20 protein-coding genes are annotated in these 14,632 nt (G+C 54.5%); 14 read left to right on the top strand and 6 right to left on the bottom strand.

Translation table 11 applies throughout. From position 1 onward, the window contains the following. Positions 1-474: 474 nt before the first annotated feature. Entirely contained in the window at positions 475-711 is a 237-nt protein-coding gene (locus tag GWQ22_RS19175) for a hypothetical protein (protein WP_275931313.1), read from the top strand. A gap of 446 nt (positions 712-1,157) precedes the next feature. Here GWQ22_RS19175 and GWQ22_RS19170 read toward each other — a convergent pair whose 3' ends face one another. The 4 genes from GWQ22_RS19170 to GWQ22_RS19155 all read right to left on the bottom strand — a co-directional run bounded on the left by GWQ22_RS19170 (position 1,158) and on the right by GWQ22_RS19155 (position 3,468). Then, positions 1,158-1,637 carry a hypothetical protein gene (locus tag GWQ22_RS19170; RefSeq protein ID WP_275931312.1) on the bottom strand — a complete coding sequence of 160 codons (480 nt, stop codon included), beginning with the start codon at positions 1,635-1,637 and terminating at the stop codon, positions 1,158-1,160. Further along, complete coding sequence (locus tag GWQ22_RS19165) at positions 1,621-2,436, bottom strand: hypothetical protein (RefSeq protein ID WP_275931311.1); 816 nt, start codon at positions 2,434-2,436, stop codon at positions 1,621-1,623. The genes GWQ22_RS19170 and GWQ22_RS19165 overlap by 17 nt, the downstream gene beginning before the upstream one ends. Positions 2,437-2,824: 388 nt before the next feature. Further along, the gene (locus tag GWQ22_RS19160) at positions 2,825-3,214 is read right to left on the bottom strand and encodes a hypothetical protein (RefSeq protein WP_042034169.1); all 390 of its coding nucleotides are present in this window, start codon (positions 3,212-3,214) and stop codon (positions 2,825-2,827) included. A 38-nt stretch (positions 3,215-3,252) separates the two neighbouring features. Further along, positions 3,253-3,468, bottom strand: a complete 216-nt coding sequence (locus GWQ22_RS19155; RefSeq protein WP_275931310.1) for a Cro/CI family transcriptional regulator — start codon at positions 3,466-3,468, stop codon at positions 3,253-3,255. 132 nt (positions 3,469-3,600) lie between these two features. Here GWQ22_RS19155 and GWQ22_RS19150 point away from each other — a divergent pair, with 132 nt between their 5' ends. The 3 genes from GWQ22_RS19150 (at position 3,601) to GWQ22_RS19140 (ending at position 5,169) form a co-directional block, all read left to right on the top strand. Beyond that, the gene (locus GWQ22_RS19150) at positions 3,601-4,212 is read left to right on the top strand and encodes a helix-turn-helix transcriptional regulator (RefSeq protein ID WP_275931309.1); all 612 of its coding nucleotides are present in this window, start codon (positions 3,601-3,603) and stop codon (positions 4,210-4,212) included. Between the two features lie 237 nt (positions 4,213-4,449). Continuing rightward, positions 4,450-4,629, top strand: a complete 180-nt coding sequence (locus GWQ22_RS19145) for a hypothetical protein (RefSeq protein WP_042034166.1) — start codon at positions 4,450-4,452, stop codon at positions 4,627-4,629. A 294-nt stretch (positions 4,630-4,923) separates the two neighbouring features. After that, complete coding sequence (locus GWQ22_RS19140; protein WP_042034165.1) at positions 4,924-5,169, top strand: hypothetical protein; 246 nt, start codon at positions 4,924-4,926, stop codon at positions 5,167-5,169. Positions 5,170-5,471: 302 nt separating this feature from the next. Here the strand turns inward: GWQ22_RS19140 and GWQ22_RS19135 are convergent, their stop codons facing one another. Together GWQ22_RS19135 and GWQ22_RS19130 are read right to left on the bottom strand one after the other, a co-directional pair. Continuing rightward, entirely contained in the window at positions 5,472-5,825 is a 354-nt protein-coding gene (locus tag GWQ22_RS19135) for a hypothetical protein (protein ID WP_275931308.1), read from the bottom strand. A gap of 10 nt (positions 5,826-5,835) precedes the next feature. Then, positions 5,836-7,026, bottom strand: a complete 1,191-nt coding sequence (locus tag GWQ22_RS19130) for a hypothetical protein (protein WP_275931307.1) — start codon at positions 7,024-7,026, stop codon at positions 5,836-5,838. 437 nt (positions 7,027-7,463) lie between these two features. Between GWQ22_RS19130 and GWQ22_RS19125 the strand changes: the two genes are divergently transcribed. From GWQ22_RS19125 to GWQ22_RS19080, 10 genes are all read left to right on the top strand, one after another. Continuing rightward, a complete protein-coding gene (locus GWQ22_RS19125) occupies positions 7,464-7,736 on the top strand; it encodes a helix-turn-helix domain-containing protein (protein WP_275931306.1) in 273 nt (90 codons plus the stop codon). Between the two features lie 14 nt (positions 7,737-7,750). Beyond that, entirely contained in the window at positions 7,751-8,116 is a 366-nt protein-coding gene (locus GWQ22_RS19120; protein ID WP_275931305.1) for a hypothetical protein, read from the top strand. Continuing rightward, positions 8,113-8,955, top strand: coding sequence for a PD-(D/E)XK nuclease-like domain-containing protein (locus GWQ22_RS19115; protein ID WP_275931304.1), 843 nt, complete (start codon positions 8,113-8,115; stop codon positions 8,953-8,955). Before GWQ22_RS19120 ends, GWQ22_RS19115 begins: the two co-directional genes overlap by 4 nt. Then, complete coding sequence (bet, locus tag GWQ22_RS19110; RefSeq protein ID WP_275931303.1) at positions 8,952-9,926, top strand: phage recombination protein Bet; 975 nt, start codon at positions 8,952-8,954, stop codon at positions 9,924-9,926. Before GWQ22_RS19115 ends, bet begins: the two co-directional genes overlap by 4 nt. A gap of 79 nt (positions 9,927-10,005) precedes the next feature. After that, entirely contained in the window at positions 10,006-11,094 is a 1,089-nt protein-coding gene (locus GWQ22_RS19105) for a hypothetical protein (protein WP_275931302.1), read from the top strand. A gap of 12 nt (positions 11,095-11,106) precedes the next feature. Continuing rightward, the gene (locus GWQ22_RS19100) at positions 11,107-11,685 is read left to right on the top strand and encodes a phage N-6-adenine-methyltransferase (protein WP_275931314.1); all 579 of its coding nucleotides are present in this window, start codon (positions 11,107-11,109) and stop codon (positions 11,683-11,685) included. 60 nt (positions 11,686-11,745) lie between these two features. Next, positions 11,746-11,997, top strand: coding sequence for a hypothetical protein (locus tag GWQ22_RS19095; RefSeq protein ID WP_275931301.1), 252 nt, complete (start codon positions 11,746-11,748; stop codon positions 11,995-11,997). After that, positions 11,994-12,194, top strand: a complete 201-nt coding sequence (locus GWQ22_RS19090; RefSeq protein ID WP_275931300.1) for a hypothetical protein — start codon at positions 11,994-11,996, stop codon at positions 12,192-12,194. The genes GWQ22_RS19095 and GWQ22_RS19090 overlap by 4 nt, the downstream gene beginning before the upstream one ends. 56 nt (positions 12,195-12,250) lie before the next feature. After that, entirely contained in the window at positions 12,251-12,685 is a 435-nt protein-coding gene (locus tag GWQ22_RS19085; protein ID WP_275931299.1) for a hypothetical protein, read from the top strand. A gap of 156 nt (positions 12,686-12,841) precedes the next feature. Further along, a complete protein-coding gene (locus tag GWQ22_RS19080; protein WP_275931298.1) occupies positions 12,842-14,011 on the top strand; it encodes a site-specific integrase in 1,170 nt (389 codons plus the stop codon). Positions 14,012-14,632 lie beyond the last annotated feature (621 nt).

Genomic DNA, 14,632 nt, shown 5'->3' with positions numbered 1-14,632 from the left:
TCGGCCGCACGATGAAGAGCAAAAGTTAGCATGATCGTTACCATGTTCGGGAGTCACATAGGAGATCAGATCCTGGAAATCGGGAAAAGTGCCAATCAGTTCACAATATTTGTGTATAAGAGTCAGGTGTCTTCCTCTTCAAAACCCCCTCCCCGTAACAATCACACCACTGTGACACTTCTCGGCCAGCACCTGCTGCAGCTCCCTAGCCACAGTATCGGCCTGTAATGAGCGATCTCGCTGAAACACCCGCGCTTCCGCCAGCCGCGGAGCAAACTGTCGTTCTCCTCCCTTCCCTGCAGCCACCGCCTTGAAATCTGTGATCACCTTCTAACTAACCTCTTTTTCTTCTCAACAAACAGAGTTTCTTGAGGCAAAGTTCGCTTGAGGCACGAACGGCATACTAGATCACCGATGGTAAGAAACATTTTCTTACCATCGACTAAGGTTGATATTGAATCAATGGAGTGGGAAATGAAAAATAGAGAGCGCTTGTTTTCAGAAAATGGGTTGTCACTAGAGAAAGTTACCCTTACGGACAAAAATGGAGAAGTTATCGACACATTCTTCGAAGTAATAGGTCCTAGTGGCACGGTAATCGCTTCATTTAATTCTCTCGAAGAAGCGACTCTCAAGTTTAACACTCTAGTTGATGATGCAAGGCCTAAACCTAAAGTAAAGACTAGTAGTTTTAGCGGTCCAGGAATGTGAATACAATAAACACCATCTTCTGATTTCTTACCACCGGCCTGAGGCCGGTGCCCTCTCCCCTCTTGAACCACGCCTTTTAACCCTCCACTTCCCCGTATCCTGGTAATACTCCTGACGGTGCTGGAGCTGCCCCGGATCGGCAGCCCCTTGAGGTTCTTTCCACGACTACATCACCTCCAGAAGGCCACGACTTGAAGTGAGCAGAGAGGCTCGCCCAGCAACCATCTGCTTGGTAACCCAGTCAGATCCCTCGTACACGCTAGACGCGTCTGCATTAGACCATGGGCAGCCAATATCCATCCAGAGTCGCTCTCCATCCCCCTTTCCGACCCAGCACCAACCATCAGGCAGCCCAGGTAGGTCTGTGGTTCGGTATCCAGGCCAATCGAGGTGGAACTCCATCACAGTGGCAATTTGAATCATTTCGTCTTGGGTTATTCTCATCTCTAGATCCTCCCTGTGATGGTGAAGCCGCGTTGGCGGCGGTCGGTGAGGATCAGCTCCATCTCAATCTTCATTGCATCGCTAGTAACCTCGCCGTCACGTAGCAGTACGGTAACAGTTGCCTCCATCTGGCACGCCGCAATGGAGAACTCAAGTTGGCGTGGCTTTGTCCGCACTATGGGAGTCAAACAACGAAGCATCTGAGCCCTCACCTCTGCCGGCCGCGGAGCAAACTGGCGATCTACGTCAGCAGCCATGTCCAGCACCACCTCCCGGATTTGGGCTGGAGTGTACCCGCGCAGCACGCCACCCCAGGCCAGCGCCACCCCACGAGCATTGGCATCCAACTGGTTCGCGCTTGCTGGCCAGCTACCGGCCATCATCGGCAACAGCTCCTCGGCCATAAACGCCGCCATGCGGTCGCTCACCAATGGCAGTTCCTGCATTGCTGGCAGGGCTGTCACGTTACAGGGGAGTGTCATCGTCATAACCTCCCCTCCCCGACTCTCGAAGCGCCTGTGCGGCTTGCTGGGCAGCCCGTAGGTTGGCCAGAGGTTTCCGTTGTGCAGCTGTTCGGAATGAGCTGGCTGCCCGGCGAACCCAGTTACGCCAGGTCTTCTCCCAGTCCAGCTTCACCGCTTTGGCACCAGGCAAGGCTTGCCAGTAATCAGCGAACGTTGCCGCCTCCATCAAGACCCGCTCCTTGGGCAGCCCTATCTCTTGCATCGCCCACCTCCCCCACTCTGCCGGTAGTCCCCAGTGGTTCGGCAAGCGAGTACCTCGCCGAGTGCTTTCGCTTTCAGGGAGCATTTCCCCTTGGGGGACCAAAGGGGGATCTTGGATCTCTGTAGTAGTCTCTGTAGTAATCTCTGTAATAGATAGCGGGTTTCCAGCAGTACTGATTGCTGGTTTTCCCCTAGCCTGTTTGCTGGTTTTCCGCATACTAGGTTGCAAGAAATCACATGCATTCATTACAGCTTCAAGTGCTACCAGATCGATGCAGAAATATAGCTGCGCTGGTAATCCCACCCGCTTTTCTTTCAATACCTCAAGATTGCGTAACGTCTTGCGCGCACCTTCCTGTTCGTAGCGGGTCAGTCCTGTCTCTTCCTCCCAGTCAGCCTGGGTCTTATAGAACCAAGCGGAGCCATCGTCATGTACTTTGCAGCGCTTTGCCCAATAAAGTGCCTGAGATAGAAACAGAGCTGCGGTGACTGAACCGGTGATGGCTACAAATGGGCGATGGAAGGCGATCGGTCGGTCAAGAAAGTTGATGTTCATTCTTGTCCCCCAATTATCTCTACCGACCCCTCACAAGCCCGATCTTCGAGATCAGAGTCGTTTTTAAAAGCATGTAGCAAGGGGTGGCCCCCACGGGCCATGGTTGGATTGGTCATTGGTCAGGTCCTGGTTCAGATGCCCGCTGGTCAGGCGGGCTGATTGTGGTTATGCGCTGGGTTGGGCCTCTGCTCGCTCAACTGTTCGGGCCTGCAGCTCTCGAGCCAATCGCAGTGCCTGCCGATCGGTACCGGCTGCATGCGCAGTCGGGATAAGTGCAGTATCCAACTCAAGTGCCAATTCATGGATCACGGCCTTCAAGATGATGTTGTCGCGATCACTAACGTGTCGTGATGCCGGGCGTGGCGGCCTGGGGTTCGTAGTCACGGTGTTACCTCCCGAGAATGAATTTGATGAGTTTTTGCAGGGGGCGTAGAGGGCGCTCCTCGTTGTATGTCGCCTCTTCATCTGAGGAGAACTGCAGGAGGCCACGCTCGGGTAAACCGGATCCATCCAGTATTTCCTCGACTGTCACAGGCGGGTATCCCTGTTCCAACAGGCTCCGATTGGCTCGTTTGACGGCTCTCGCCAGGATCTGTGGATCGTGCTGTGATATAGCCTTGAGCAGGATCAGCAGCGAGGTGCGCGCGAATGCAGTTTCAGTCATCTGCAGCTCGGCCCCGACCTCTTGCCAAACTCGACGCTGAGCCGGGTTGCCCCGTACGCGGAGCGGTGAAATAGAATCCATTTTTTCGTGATCAGATAATGCTGGGCGTCCCATTGAGTTGGTCCTCTTGGTGCGGTATTGAAGGCCGGTGGTCAGGCAGCCTGTTGAGTGGGTTGTTCCTGCTCTTTGTCCAGGGGGTAATCCTCCAGCCCTAGGCGTAGCTCACCATTACTGGCGATAACAAAGCTGACTGCATGCTGGGCAGGGATCACGTCGCCCCACTTCACGGCGAGGCTGCGGGAGATGCGGATGGCTTTCATGGCACGGGCCATGTTGCCGAAATGCTCAATCACTTCGTGTTTCTTCATTGGTCGGGTCCTTGGTGGGGGCTACTAGCAGCCGTTCATCATCGTAACCAATGACAGTTCAATACTCAACAACCAATGAGAACGACATACATCATAAAATTTGTTCACAATCGATAACTTTCAGCAGGCGACATGAAACCTTCATTTAACGAACGAGTCAGAGCGAGAATGGAAGAGCAAGGTCTTGGTGTATCCGAGATAGCCAGGAGGGCCGGTATATCCAAATCGCTTGTATCAAACCTTCTTAGTAACCCTCTCAAAGACGTTCGGGTTTCCACTTTGTTCGGCCTCGCAAAAGCTCTATCGGTAGATCCAATCGAGCTGTACACCGGTCGCCCGTCTATTGAAGTGGTTAGCGAGTTGGTAAATAGCGTTTATCGAATACCAGTACTCACGATTAATGAAGTGTTGCAACATCCGACTGACGCACTCCCGCTTGTCAGCTCAGACAGAATGCTGCTCACCGAAATGCCTGGAGTGCTTATTGGGGTTGAAGCTCCCAACGATCAGTTATCTAAGCAAGGGATCATGCAAGGCGATGCATGTGTGATCGAGCTTGGGGTAAACAAGATAGAAGCAGATGCCATTCTGCTCGTGCAAATAACTCGAGCCAACCAAGCCAAACTTCTTCGAGCCATACCGGCGATTGAGGGGTGGGCCTTTGGTGTTGATGATGAACGCCTTCCTGTAATTTCCTCGAAAGATGTGATCATCATTGGGAGAATGGTTGAGCGTAGAGGGTAAGCCATCGTTCAGAGACCTGCCAATCCGCAACTGCCGGCACCAGCTCCCCCCCCCCCTCAACAGGCCCCGCCACTAGGCGGGGCTTTTTATTTGAAAAATTCACGATAGTGTATTGACCAATCGTTTTCGATCGATAACAATCTATATCGTCAACTATCGAGAACACTCGAGTTGAGGTTAGATAGATGAGATGCCACCTCACTTAGAGTCAGCTTGAACCAAACCAGAGGACCAACCATGAAAGTGAATGACCCTGTGCAGTACACCAACCCCCAGACCCGCGTCACCGTTCCGGCAGTGATCACCGGCATCACTGACCTAGGCAAGCGCCGCGGTGGCGGCCTGTTCTACACCGTCAAAACCGAGGCCGGTAAGGAACACCGAACCCGTGCAGGCTGCCTACAAGCGGCAGCGTAACCAGGCGCTCTCGCCGAGTGTGGGAGCACTCAACAGCATGAGCATTGCCTCAGTACTCAACCGGTTGAAAAAAATCATGGCCGCCAGCAACAGGACCCACCCCTAACCAGGGAAAAGTAGAAGGCGCCTGACCAGCGCGTAAGAACGACAAAGCCCGCACAAGGCGGGCTTCGAAGGACCAGGGTACCACCCCTAGTCATATTGCCAGGGGACCAACCCCAGCAACAGGACCCAACCACGCCAAAGCGGGCCGGTGTTAACAGGGACCAACCCGTCAACAGGAGCAAATGTACCATGACCAAGAACATTTTTTCCAGAGCCGCGCATTGTGCCGGCCAGATCATTACCGGCATCGCGGACCGGTTGAACGGCAATACAGCCCGCCGCCGAGCCCTCAAACAACGTCTTTATGTCGCTATGCTGGCCGCAGAGCAACACCGCATCGTTGCCGCCCGTGCAGTCCAACACCGCACTACCGGTTTAACCAAACACAACGCCCTCCTCCACTGGCGCGCCGATTTCCACCGCCACGCAGTCTGACCCGGGTCTGGCGCTTCCCTGATAGCGCCGTAGCCAAAGCTTTTTTTAGCACCACAAGGATGCTTTGGCTTCGCTCACGCCAAATTTGGTTGAGCTGCTCTTTAACAACCTGGATTGGGCCGTCACCGCTCATAATCTGCTGGCCCGGCAGATCCCCGCTAACCCGTTCAAACCGGAATGTGGGGCAGGAAGGTGAAGATGTCTCCTGAATGATCAGGAGACATCCCAGAGCACTCCTGGGAGTACTCTGGGATGTCAGATAGAAAAGCGCCTGCAAAATGCAGGCGCATCATAGATACACGTCAATCGACATACTCACAGTTACAACTGCTGTAGTCCAAATTTTTACCCGTGTACACGTGACATGATTTCTCATGCACATTGTTCTTGTAGAGCCGTACCGTCAGATGGGTCTTTTTATCTGTCGCAGTCTCATGAGGGCCAGCTACAACCATCGCCCCAGACCTTTCACCAGCCATATTGCTGTAGGCCGCAACCGTCTTGCATTGCATTACCACATTTGTCGCGGCTTTTTTGCTCATTGGCTGAGTAGATGGCGCACTCCAATTCGGGGTAAAATCAAGATATGCGGCCATCGCGGGCTGTGAGCTAAAGAGCATCGCTAATGCCATAGAGGCAAAGAAAATCTTTTTCATCTTCCAGCCCTCACTTCGCCATGGCTGATGCTTTGAGTGCCTGAGCGGAGACATATACAGCAATGTCTCGCACGTTGGCACCAAAGATCGCCGGGTTGCCCACTGGGCAGGAGGTTTTCACCGTCATCTTGCCTTGATCGTTAAAGCTCACCTTCGAGCTATAGCCGCCACTGGCATTGACGGAGAAGAATGGCCAGACTCCCCCTTTGGCTTGGGTATTTATCTCGTTCTGCTCGTCAGTGCTGTAGGTAGCATCCGATGTCATCACGATGTCGATCCCATCCACGATGATCAACCCCTCGATGATCCGCTGCAGATTACCGTTCGGACCAAAAGTGGTTGCCCAGGTGATGGGGTTACCGGTAGACCAGGCATTGTCGCCTTTGTAGGCGTAGTTCAGGAAGGTGGAGTTGTACCAGTCACCCGGTTTGAAGGTCTGGACGGTGATCACGTGTTGGAAGGTGGCATCGATAGTGACTTCTGAGCTGGTGAACTTGCTGGTTGCCTTGCTGTAACCACCGCTGCCACCGAGGGAGAAGATGTCAAAGAAGCCACTCACCCCACCTTTTGCCCAGGTTTTGGTCACATCGGAGGAAGAGGTTTTGCTATCAAGATGGACCTCTTTCGTCGGACCATGGGCAACTGCACCACCGGTAATGTCATCGATCTTGATGTTGTACAGGGTATCTTTTTTGGGGTCGAACGGGTGATCGGCATCGCTGTTGGCGTAGTACTTCTTGGAGGCCGCGTTTACAACGTTGTTCGTGTCCTTGTTCATGATAGAAATGGCTGAGATGGCCACGTTATCCGGGAGATTCTGACCAGCCCAGAACTCAAACAATCCCGGCCACCCTCCTGCATCTTTGAGATCCTTCGGCGTAATGGTCTTCTTGTAGTCCATCCAGTCGCCCAGGCTGTCCCCCATCACCCGCTTGAAGTCATCGCTCATGGGAGCAATGACTGCGCTGAACAAGCCACCATAATCTTGGTAGAAGCTATTGATAGATCCCATGGAAAGCACTGTTGTCAGAACCTTGGGTGGAATGGAATCTATCAGCTGCCACAGGTCACCAGTTGTATAGGGAAGCTGGACTCCCGGTTGAAGCAGCATGAACGACGACTTATCCAGCCCCAATCCATCCACAGCCGCCAGATACCACATATCTTGCAGCGTCGCTACAGCCTTATTTACTTCAGCCATTGTCAAACTCCTTTTGGTTTTAGCCGCGGCGATATACCGCCCGAGTAACCTAGCCGGAGTAATCAAGAAACTCTAGTGACATAAAAGTCAGTAGATATCTACCTCTATGAGCACTAGCAAATAAAAGCAACTGATAAACAACAGGATGCGATCTCCCCTAACAAGTTCTCGCCAATTGAACCAGCCAGATACTCTACTTGCATACATCCTTCCAAACTGATTACGTGCTTATTATTTTCCATGCCACTTCCATAATATATTGAAAATAAATAAAAAAATCCGCTCAACCCCTAGGTCAGACCTCAGAACTTGTCAGCCGGCTATCTCATATAGATCCTTGGCAAAACCGCCACCTCCCGTTACTCAAAAATGGCTCTTAGTGAGCTCCGATGAACCACCCAATCACAAACTGAAACAACCACCCACAGGACCCGACCATGAAAAAACGTACTGCACAAATCAACCAAACCATCCCCCGACTCAATGACGAATGCCGCAAGCGCCTGCGTGAATTGCGTGAGCGTCTTGGCCTAAGCAGGCCGAAGTTCGCCGACTTGCTGGGGATCCCCCCCAGCACGCTCAAGAACTACGAGCTGAACTACCGGGAGATTGGCGGCGGTACCCTGCTGTTGATCGCACAGCACCCCGAGCTCTCAACCCACTTCATCTGGCTTACTACCGGCCAAATGGCCGAGCAGACCATAGCCTAACCGGAGAGTTCGCCATGACCACCGAACATACCCTACTTGCCCTGCTCGACAGCAAAGAGGCTGAGGTTATCGCCAGGGCTGAATGGATTGCCCAATGGGTAGAGACTAACCGCCTCCCACTTCTGTCCGGCCAGCTCGACACAGACGCGGCCACCTTGTTGGCCGAGGTCAATACCGACCAAGCTACACAGCTCAACCAGGCTATTTACCTGCTGATGGTGTCTGACGACAAAGTACCGCTCACCCTCCAGGTCCAGCGGCTACTGGAAGAAGGACTGACAGTTCTGGCAGACGACGCATGGAGCAACCATGTTGCCGTACTTGAAGATGCCATGGGCGACGAGCAGTGGGAGCAATACCAGCAGAGGAGCGCAGCATGAACGTCCCTGTCGATACCAGCCTGGCGCTGCCACACGGCATGGTGATGGGGCTGAGCAACGAGCAGTACCACGCAGGCCAAGGCGTCAGTAAGTCTCAGTTGGATGATATTGCCGAGAGTCCCGCCACTTATCTCTGGCGCAAGAGTGCGCCGGTAGATGATGAAAAGCTAAAGCCGCTGGATATGGGTAAAGCCCTGCATTGCCTGCTGCTGGAACCGGAGGAATTCAAGGATCGCTTCATCATCGCCCCGGAGTTCAATCGCCGCACCAATGCAGGCAAGGATGAAGAGAAGGAGTTCCTGGCTAGTTGTGCGGAGCTGGGTAAGACAATTCTCTCGTTCGAAGACGACCGCAAGCTGCTGTTGATGCGTGAAAGCGTGTTTGCCCACCCTGACGCCCGCTGGCTGCTGGAACAAGATGGTATCTGTGAAGGGTCGCTCTACTGGACCGACTCAGAAACAGAAGAGCTCTGCCGCTGCCGCCCAGACAAGAAGCTCAGCAACTTCCCCATCCTCGCCGACGTGAAGAAGGTGGACGACATGGCCCGCTTCGAACGCCACGTCGAGGAGTTCCGCTATCACGTCCAAGACGCAATGTATTCGGATGGCTTCTTTCAGATCTACGGCGAGATCCCGGACTTCATCTTTCTGGCGGTCAGCTCATCCATTGAGTGCGGTCGCTACCCAGTGCGGGTGCGCCCGCTGGAGCGGGAATGGAAAGCATCAGGCCAAGAGCTCTACCGCCGAGACCTTCAGAAATTCCACGAATGCCGCGTTAACAACGATTGGCACGACTTGATACCACTTAACCGCCCCGCATGGGCAAGGAAAGCAGCATGAGCAACATCACCAGCATCAAGCAGCAGGCGGTCGAGAACTTTGCCGCCCAGTTCCCCATCCTAGTCCAGCGCGGCATTGACGAGCCGACCTGGAACGCCCTTTGTAACACCATCTACCCAGGCGCCAACCCCGATTCGGTGGTCATGGCCATCGACTACTGCAAGGCTCGCGGCCTGGACATCCTGCTAAAACCGGTCCACCTCGTCCCCATGCAGGTCACGGATGCCCGCACTAAGGAAAAGGTATGGCGGGATGTGCCGATGCCCGGGATCGGCATGTACCGGATCCAGGCTGACCGCTCCGGCAACTACGCCGGCGCCGACGAGCCCGTGTTCGGACCGGATGTGACCGAGGAATTCCAAGACCCCTACAACCAGAGCGCCAAAATCAAGGTCATCTACCCTCAGTGGTGCAAGTACACCGTCTACAAGGTGGTGAATGGGCAGCGGGTGGCCTTCCATGCCCTGGAGCGCTGGAAGGAAAACTACGCTACCCAGAGCAGCAAGACTGAATGCCCCAACGCCATGTGGCGTAAGCGCCCTTATGCCCAACTTGCCAAGTGCACTGAGGCGCAATCCCTGCGCAAGGCATGGCCAGAGATAGGCAGTGAGCCCACCGCAGAGGAGATGGAAGGTAAGGAAATCATCATCAACGAGATCCCTGGCACCCAGACGCCCCTGAGCGTTCCCGCCAAGAGTCGAGCCTTGGATGCCATGCGCGGCCAACACACCGCTCCGGTCACCCTAGACCACGAGCAGGCCACCGAACATGAAGCGTCCGCCGGGGTTGACCATGCCAACGCCTACGCCGACCACTGTGCCGCCATCGAGGGGGCCAGTGATACGGCTGAGTGGCAGCAGGCCTATACCAGCGCCTGGGCATGGGCCAGCGAAACCGCTGACCAAGCAATCACCGACGGAATCAAGCAGGTGGCCGGTGAGCGCAAGGCCCAGCTCAACAAAGCCAAGTAACCAGGTCACCTTTAACTTAACCAGCCCGCTAACACCAGCCGGTCAACCAGCGGGCTTTTTTATTGAGTAAGGACCCGACATGACCGAACAAGCCAAGACTGACACCGCCCAGAACCAGCTGGTTGTCATCGAACCCACCGCCGCCGTCACCCTGTTCACCGAAGGGGATGGCATCAACGCCATGCTGGCAGACATTCGCCAGAAGGCCGCGAGCCTGGTGCCGGACGTCACCACAGCCAAGGGGCGCAAGGAGATCGCCAGCGTCGCCTATGCCATAGCCAAGACCAAGAGCTATCTGGACGGGCTCGGCAAGGGGCTGACAGCCAAGTACAAGGAAATCCCTGCTCGCATTGATGCTAACCGTAAGCTGATCCGCGACACACTGGACGCCCTTAAAGACGAAGTGCGCACACCACTCACCAAATTTGAAGAAGCAGAGGCAACCCGGGTTACCGCCCTGCAAGACCGACTCACAATGCTGAAAGATCTTGGCGCTTCAGGCGGCCACGAGTTCACCGCCGCCGATTTGCAAACAATGCTACTGGAGGTCGAGCAGGCAGCCCTGGACGATAGCTGGCAGGAGCTGCTGCCACAGGCTACTGTGGCCAAGGAACTGGCTGCCAAGCGCCTTGGTGATACTCTGGCCACCCGGCTGAAATACGAAGCCGAGCAGGTCGAGCTGGAAGAGTTGCGTAAAAAGCAGGCCGAGCAAGATCGTATCGACCGCGAACGCCTGATAGCAGATCAAGCCGCTGAGGGCGCTCGCATCCAGGAAGAAGACCGTCAACGTCTCGAGCGTGAAGCTGCTCAGCACCGTGAGCAGGAAGCTCTGCGCCAAACCCAAGTAGCAATAGGGCGCGAAGCTCAAGCCCGATGTGATGCAGAAGCTGCCGAGCTGGCCCGCCAGCAGGCTGAAGACAACGCAGCACAACAAGCTGAAGAAGCGGCGACCCACGCGGCAGAGCAGGAACGCCAGCACATTGCCGACGAACAACGCCTCAAAGACGAAGAAGATGCCCGCCGCCTTGCCGACCAAGATCACCGCGGCCGGATCCACAGCTCAATCATGATGGACCTTATGGGGCTCGGCATTGAGGAAGATAAAGCCATAACCCTCATTAAGCACATCGCCAGCCACAAGATCGCGCACCTGACTATCAATTACTGAGGAGCTGGCTTGATGGCTGATTACCGAGGTTCAACGACTCCTGATGACACCCGAGATCTCACCCAGACCCCAATGTTCCTTTTTCGAGCGTTGGATCGTGAGTTCAACTTTGCTCTCGATGCAGCGGCCCTGCCAGAGACAGCCTTATGTTCACACTACCTGACGCCGGGCATTGATGCTCTGCGCGTGGATTGGGGTGACTTCATCAACCCTCTTCTACGCGCTCCCTGGGCTTGGCTTAACCCGCCCTATTCCGCTATCGGCCCATGGGTAGATAAGGCCATTGAGCAGCAAAGGAAGGGCATCGGCACCGTCATGCTGGTACCGCAAGACACCAGCACTGAATGGTATCCAGGGGACATGGCCAGTGAAGTACGTCACATCAAGGGCTACCACGATGAAAGGGGTAAATGGCGTAATGGCCGGATCAACTTCATCGACAAGAGAACCGGCCTGGAAATGAAGGGTAACCCGAAAGGCTCCATGTTTCTTATTTTCGCCCCGAACTGGCGCAGCACCTGCCGGATTTCAGATGTCAGTAAGCAATCGCTAATGCTCGCCGGAGCAGGGCCCGCCAGCGCTGCAGCCTGATACCCCCAAACAATCCACTGATAGCCACACAGAAACGGTGGATAACTTTTTAGGCACCCCATGAAAGACTCTGAATCACCCTACCCAGGCGCCGTGATCGTCGGGCTAGGCGTTGTCATGCCCCATCCATCACAACCCGAAAAGTTCGTCTTGCCGGGGGGGATTATCTGTAATCGCCACAACGCTGAAAAGGCGGCGCAAAAACTCCATGTAATGCAAATCACCCTGAAGCATCAGATGCTGTTAAGTGACGGGACTCAATACCTTATTCCACCCCAAACCTCCGAGCAGCATGGCCCGGAAGTACCATGACATATTCACAATCAAGTCAGCTGATTATCTTGGCGCTGTTTCTTGTAAAGGCAGCTGTCACCATGCTGATCAACATTGTCACCCCAAGCATCACAGCGAGGGGAATATCTGCCGTTCTGATCTACTACTTCGGTGCAGCAAACGTCTGGCAGATTGAATGCCTTGCCAAAGCACTCATCGAATACTCAGACCATTAACGGCCCTTCCCTCAATCCAATTGGCGCCCCATCCTCAATGGCAGGAGGGCCACACCATGCAACAGCTTCAACTCATCGACCAAGACAACCAACTGCTAAACGATCTAGTCAGCACCGTGCGTTCCCCAACCCTTTCCCGATCGGCCAAGCTCGCCGAGATCGGTCGTATCCTAGCTCACTTCGATCTACCTATCGAAGCGCCACGGATTGCCGGCCAACTCTGGAGCGCCACCGAACTTGGCAAGGAGCTAGGAGTCAGCGCCCAAGCCATCGGCCGACTGGCCAACCAACACAAACTCAAACGCCCGGCGTTCGGGGAATACCGCCTTGACCAAGCGGTGAGTAGCAGGAAACAAGTCGAATGTTTCCTCTACAACCGAGCGGGCCGGGATGAAATCACCAGATTGACGAGGACCAACCACCATGGAAACAACTACCGATCCCGCCAAAAGCCAGATCCAGGGCCAGCTCCTCATAATGAGATTGCCTGACGCCATCCCGCTAAGTACCTACCTCAGTACGATCGAAATCACCGACCGCGACACTATCAACAAGCGAATCCAGCGAGGCATCTGGCAGCTGGGGATCCAAATAGTCAACGTTGACGGGGCCAAGGAACGTTGGGTTAACATTGCAGAGGTAATGAAGTGGGCAATGAAAAACAGCTCCCACGCGGCGTGACGCTGCGCAGTGATACCATCAACATCACCTTTACCTTCAGGGGGGTTCGCTGTCGCGAGCCCATTTCCAATCTACCAAACTCCACCGCCAACGTGCGCTATGCCTCGCGGCTACTTGGCGAGATACAGGGAAAGATTGAGCGCGGCCAGTTCGCCTACGCCGACTACTTTCCGAAGTCCAAGAAACTGCGCATCTTCGGCGGCGCATCCATCGCCGCCAAGGTGGCCGACTATCTGAACGAGTACATCCACCGCTGTGAAGTCCGAGGGCTTAGCCCGTCAACTATGGTCGGGTACCGCAAGTGCTGCACCGCTCTGAAGGATCTACACTTGGTGACGGTCTCCGACCTGACACCCGCCTTGGTGAAAAACTGGCTAATCAGAAGCAATACCTCCGCCAAGACGGCACGCAACCGGCTGTCATTTCTGCGCAGCTCCATAGATGAAGCTGTGACGGACGGACTGCTGCAGGCGAACCCAGTATCACTGATCTCGGTTTCCAGATATTTGGACGTGGATTCAGCTTCTGAACGAGCAGTTAGGGACGTTGACCCGTTCACCCCGGCAGAGGTGGAAGCGATCTTAACGACGGCCAGAAAAATCAACGAACAGTGGGCAAGCCTGTTCGCCTTTGCTTTTGCCACTGGAATGCGGCCATCCGAGATCTGCGCCCTGAGCTGGTCATCGATAGACTGGATCGGCAACACGGTCGCCATCTCCAGCGCTACGGTCGTCGGCATTACAAAAAGCACCAAGACAAGAGCTGGCACCCGCATAATCGAGCTGACTAAGGAGGCTATTGCCGCGCTGAACAGCCAGAAGCGCTTCACCTTCATGCGTTCAGAACTCGTTTTTGAAGATCCAAAGCTGGGCAAGCCATGGCCCGGGGCCGAGCCGATCCGGAAAAAAGCATGGCTCTACACACTCCGTCGCTCAGGCGTTCGCTATCGCCACCTCTACCAAACCAGGCACACCTATGCGACGGCCAACATCAGCCGTGGATGCAACCTGTTTTGGCTCGCCGGCCAGATGGGACACAAGGGGCCTGAAATGCTATTTAGGCACTATGGATCCTACCTTTCCGAGTACGACGGCCAGACGGCAAAAGCGCCAATCCCGATCCAAATTACAAAATGAAGATAAAAACACCTTATATTTCAATTGGTAAAGTTGCTTTGGACGGGGGTTCAAATCCCCCCAGCTCCACCAAACAATGTTCCGGCCGGGAACGAAGAAGTACAGAAACCCGCACAGCGTAAGGCTTTGCGGGTTTTTTGTTGTCCGTAAAAGTCCGAGGGAGTCGCCAGAAGCCAGCTCATTTAGTACCATTATTAGTACCACAGGGGCTGTGGTACTAAATTCGGTGGTACGAAGAGGCAACATGGACAAGAAGACACGCGAGACCGGAACAAACCGGCTAACCGACACTAAGGTGAAAACTGCCAAGGCAGATGTAACCCGCCGCCGAAAATGAAAAAGATTTACGGGGAAAATGAGAAACTACCAGCCCAGCTGTTTATCAAACTTGGTGACACCGCAATCGCTGAGTTTGATAAGCCTGTTAAACGAGCCTGTAAATAATTCTGTGTAACTGCCCACTCCATTACAGGTGACCGTTCAGGCGATCACCGAACTCGATAATAAAACGATTTAGGGCAAGCTTCCAATTCTGGATCGGCATGGTCCATTTCTTGGCGGCCTGCTGTATCGCGAGAAACGCCACTTTGAGCGCCGAGTCGTCGGTCGGGAACAGCTTCC

The organism is Aeromonas sp. 1HA1, from assembly GCF_029237385.1.
GTDB classification, from domain to species: domain Bacteria; phylum Pseudomonadota; class Gammaproteobacteria; order Enterobacterales; family Aeromonadaceae; genus Aeromonas; species Aeromonas popoffii.
Note: the sequence above shows the minus strand (reverse complement) of the source record. Positions and strands in the feature narration are given on the sequence as shown.

What these genes read in the sequence shown, in the direction of transcription:
- GWQ22_RS19175 (WP_275931313.1), top strand. Translation starts at nt 475, where the DNA reads ATGAAAAATAGAGAGCGCTTGTTTTCAGAAAATGGGTTGTCACTAGAG.
- GWQ22_RS19170 (WP_275931312.1), bottom strand. Translation starts at nt 1,637, where the DNA reads ATGACACTCCCCTGTAACGTGACAGCCCTGCCAGCAATGCAGGAACTG.
- GWQ22_RS19165 (WP_275931311.1), bottom strand. Translation starts at nt 2,436, where the DNA reads ATGAACATCAACTTTCTTGACCGACCGATCGCCTTCCATCGCCCATTT.
- GWQ22_RS19160 (WP_042034169.1), bottom strand. Translation starts at nt 3,214, where the DNA reads ATGGGACGCCCAGCATTATCTGATCACGAAAAAATGGATTCTATTTCA.
- GWQ22_RS19155 (WP_275931310.1), bottom strand. Translation starts at nt 3,468, where the DNA reads ATGAAGAAACACGAAGTGATTGAGCATTTCGGCAACATGGCCCGTGCC.
- GWQ22_RS19150 (WP_275931309.1), top strand. Translation starts at nt 3,601, where the DNA reads ATGAAACCTTCATTTAACGAACGAGTCAGAGCGAGAATGGAAGAGCAA.
- GWQ22_RS19145 (WP_042034166.1), top strand. Translation starts at nt 4,450, where the DNA reads ATGAAAGTGAATGACCCTGTGCAGTACACCAACCCCCAGACCCGCGTC.
- GWQ22_RS19140 (WP_042034165.1), top strand. Translation starts at nt 4,924, where the DNA reads ATGACCAAGAACATTTTTTCCAGAGCCGCGCATTGTGCCGGCCAGATC.
- GWQ22_RS19135 (WP_275931308.1), bottom strand. Translation starts at nt 5,825, where the DNA reads ATGAAAAAGATTTTCTTTGCCTCTATGGCATTAGCGATGCTCTTTAGC.
- GWQ22_RS19130 (WP_275931307.1), bottom strand. Translation starts at nt 7,026, where the DNA reads ATGGCTGAAGTAAATAAGGCTGTAGCGACGCTGCAAGATATGTGGTAT.
- GWQ22_RS19125 (WP_275931306.1), top strand. Translation starts at nt 7,464, where the DNA reads ATGAAAAAACGTACTGCACAAATCAACCAAACCATCCCCCGACTCAAT.
- GWQ22_RS19120 (WP_275931305.1), top strand. Translation starts at nt 7,751, where the DNA reads ATGACCACCGAACATACCCTACTTGCCCTGCTCGACAGCAAAGAGGCT.
- GWQ22_RS19115 (WP_275931304.1), top strand. Translation starts at nt 8,113, where the DNA reads ATGAACGTCCCTGTCGATACCAGCCTGGCGCTGCCACACGGCATGGTG.
- bet (WP_275931303.1), top strand. Translation starts at nt 8,952, where the DNA reads ATGAGCAACATCACCAGCATCAAGCAGCAGGCGGTCGAGAACTTTGCC.
- GWQ22_RS19105 (WP_275931302.1), top strand. Translation starts at nt 10,006, where the DNA reads ATGACCGAACAAGCCAAGACTGACACCGCCCAGAACCAGCTGGTTGTC.
- GWQ22_RS19100 (WP_275931314.1), top strand. Translation starts at nt 11,107, where the DNA reads ATGGCTGATTACCGAGGTTCAACGACTCCTGATGACACCCGAGATCTC.
- GWQ22_RS19095 (WP_275931301.1), top strand. Translation starts at nt 11,746, where the DNA reads ATGAAAGACTCTGAATCACCCTACCCAGGCGCCGTGATCGTCGGGCTA.
- GWQ22_RS19090 (WP_275931300.1), top strand. Translation starts at nt 11,994, where the DNA reads ATGACATATTCACAATCAAGTCAGCTGATTATCTTGGCGCTGTTTCTT.
- GWQ22_RS19085 (WP_275931299.1), top strand. Translation starts at nt 12,251, where the DNA reads ATGCAACAGCTTCAACTCATCGACCAAGACAACCAACTGCTAAACGAT.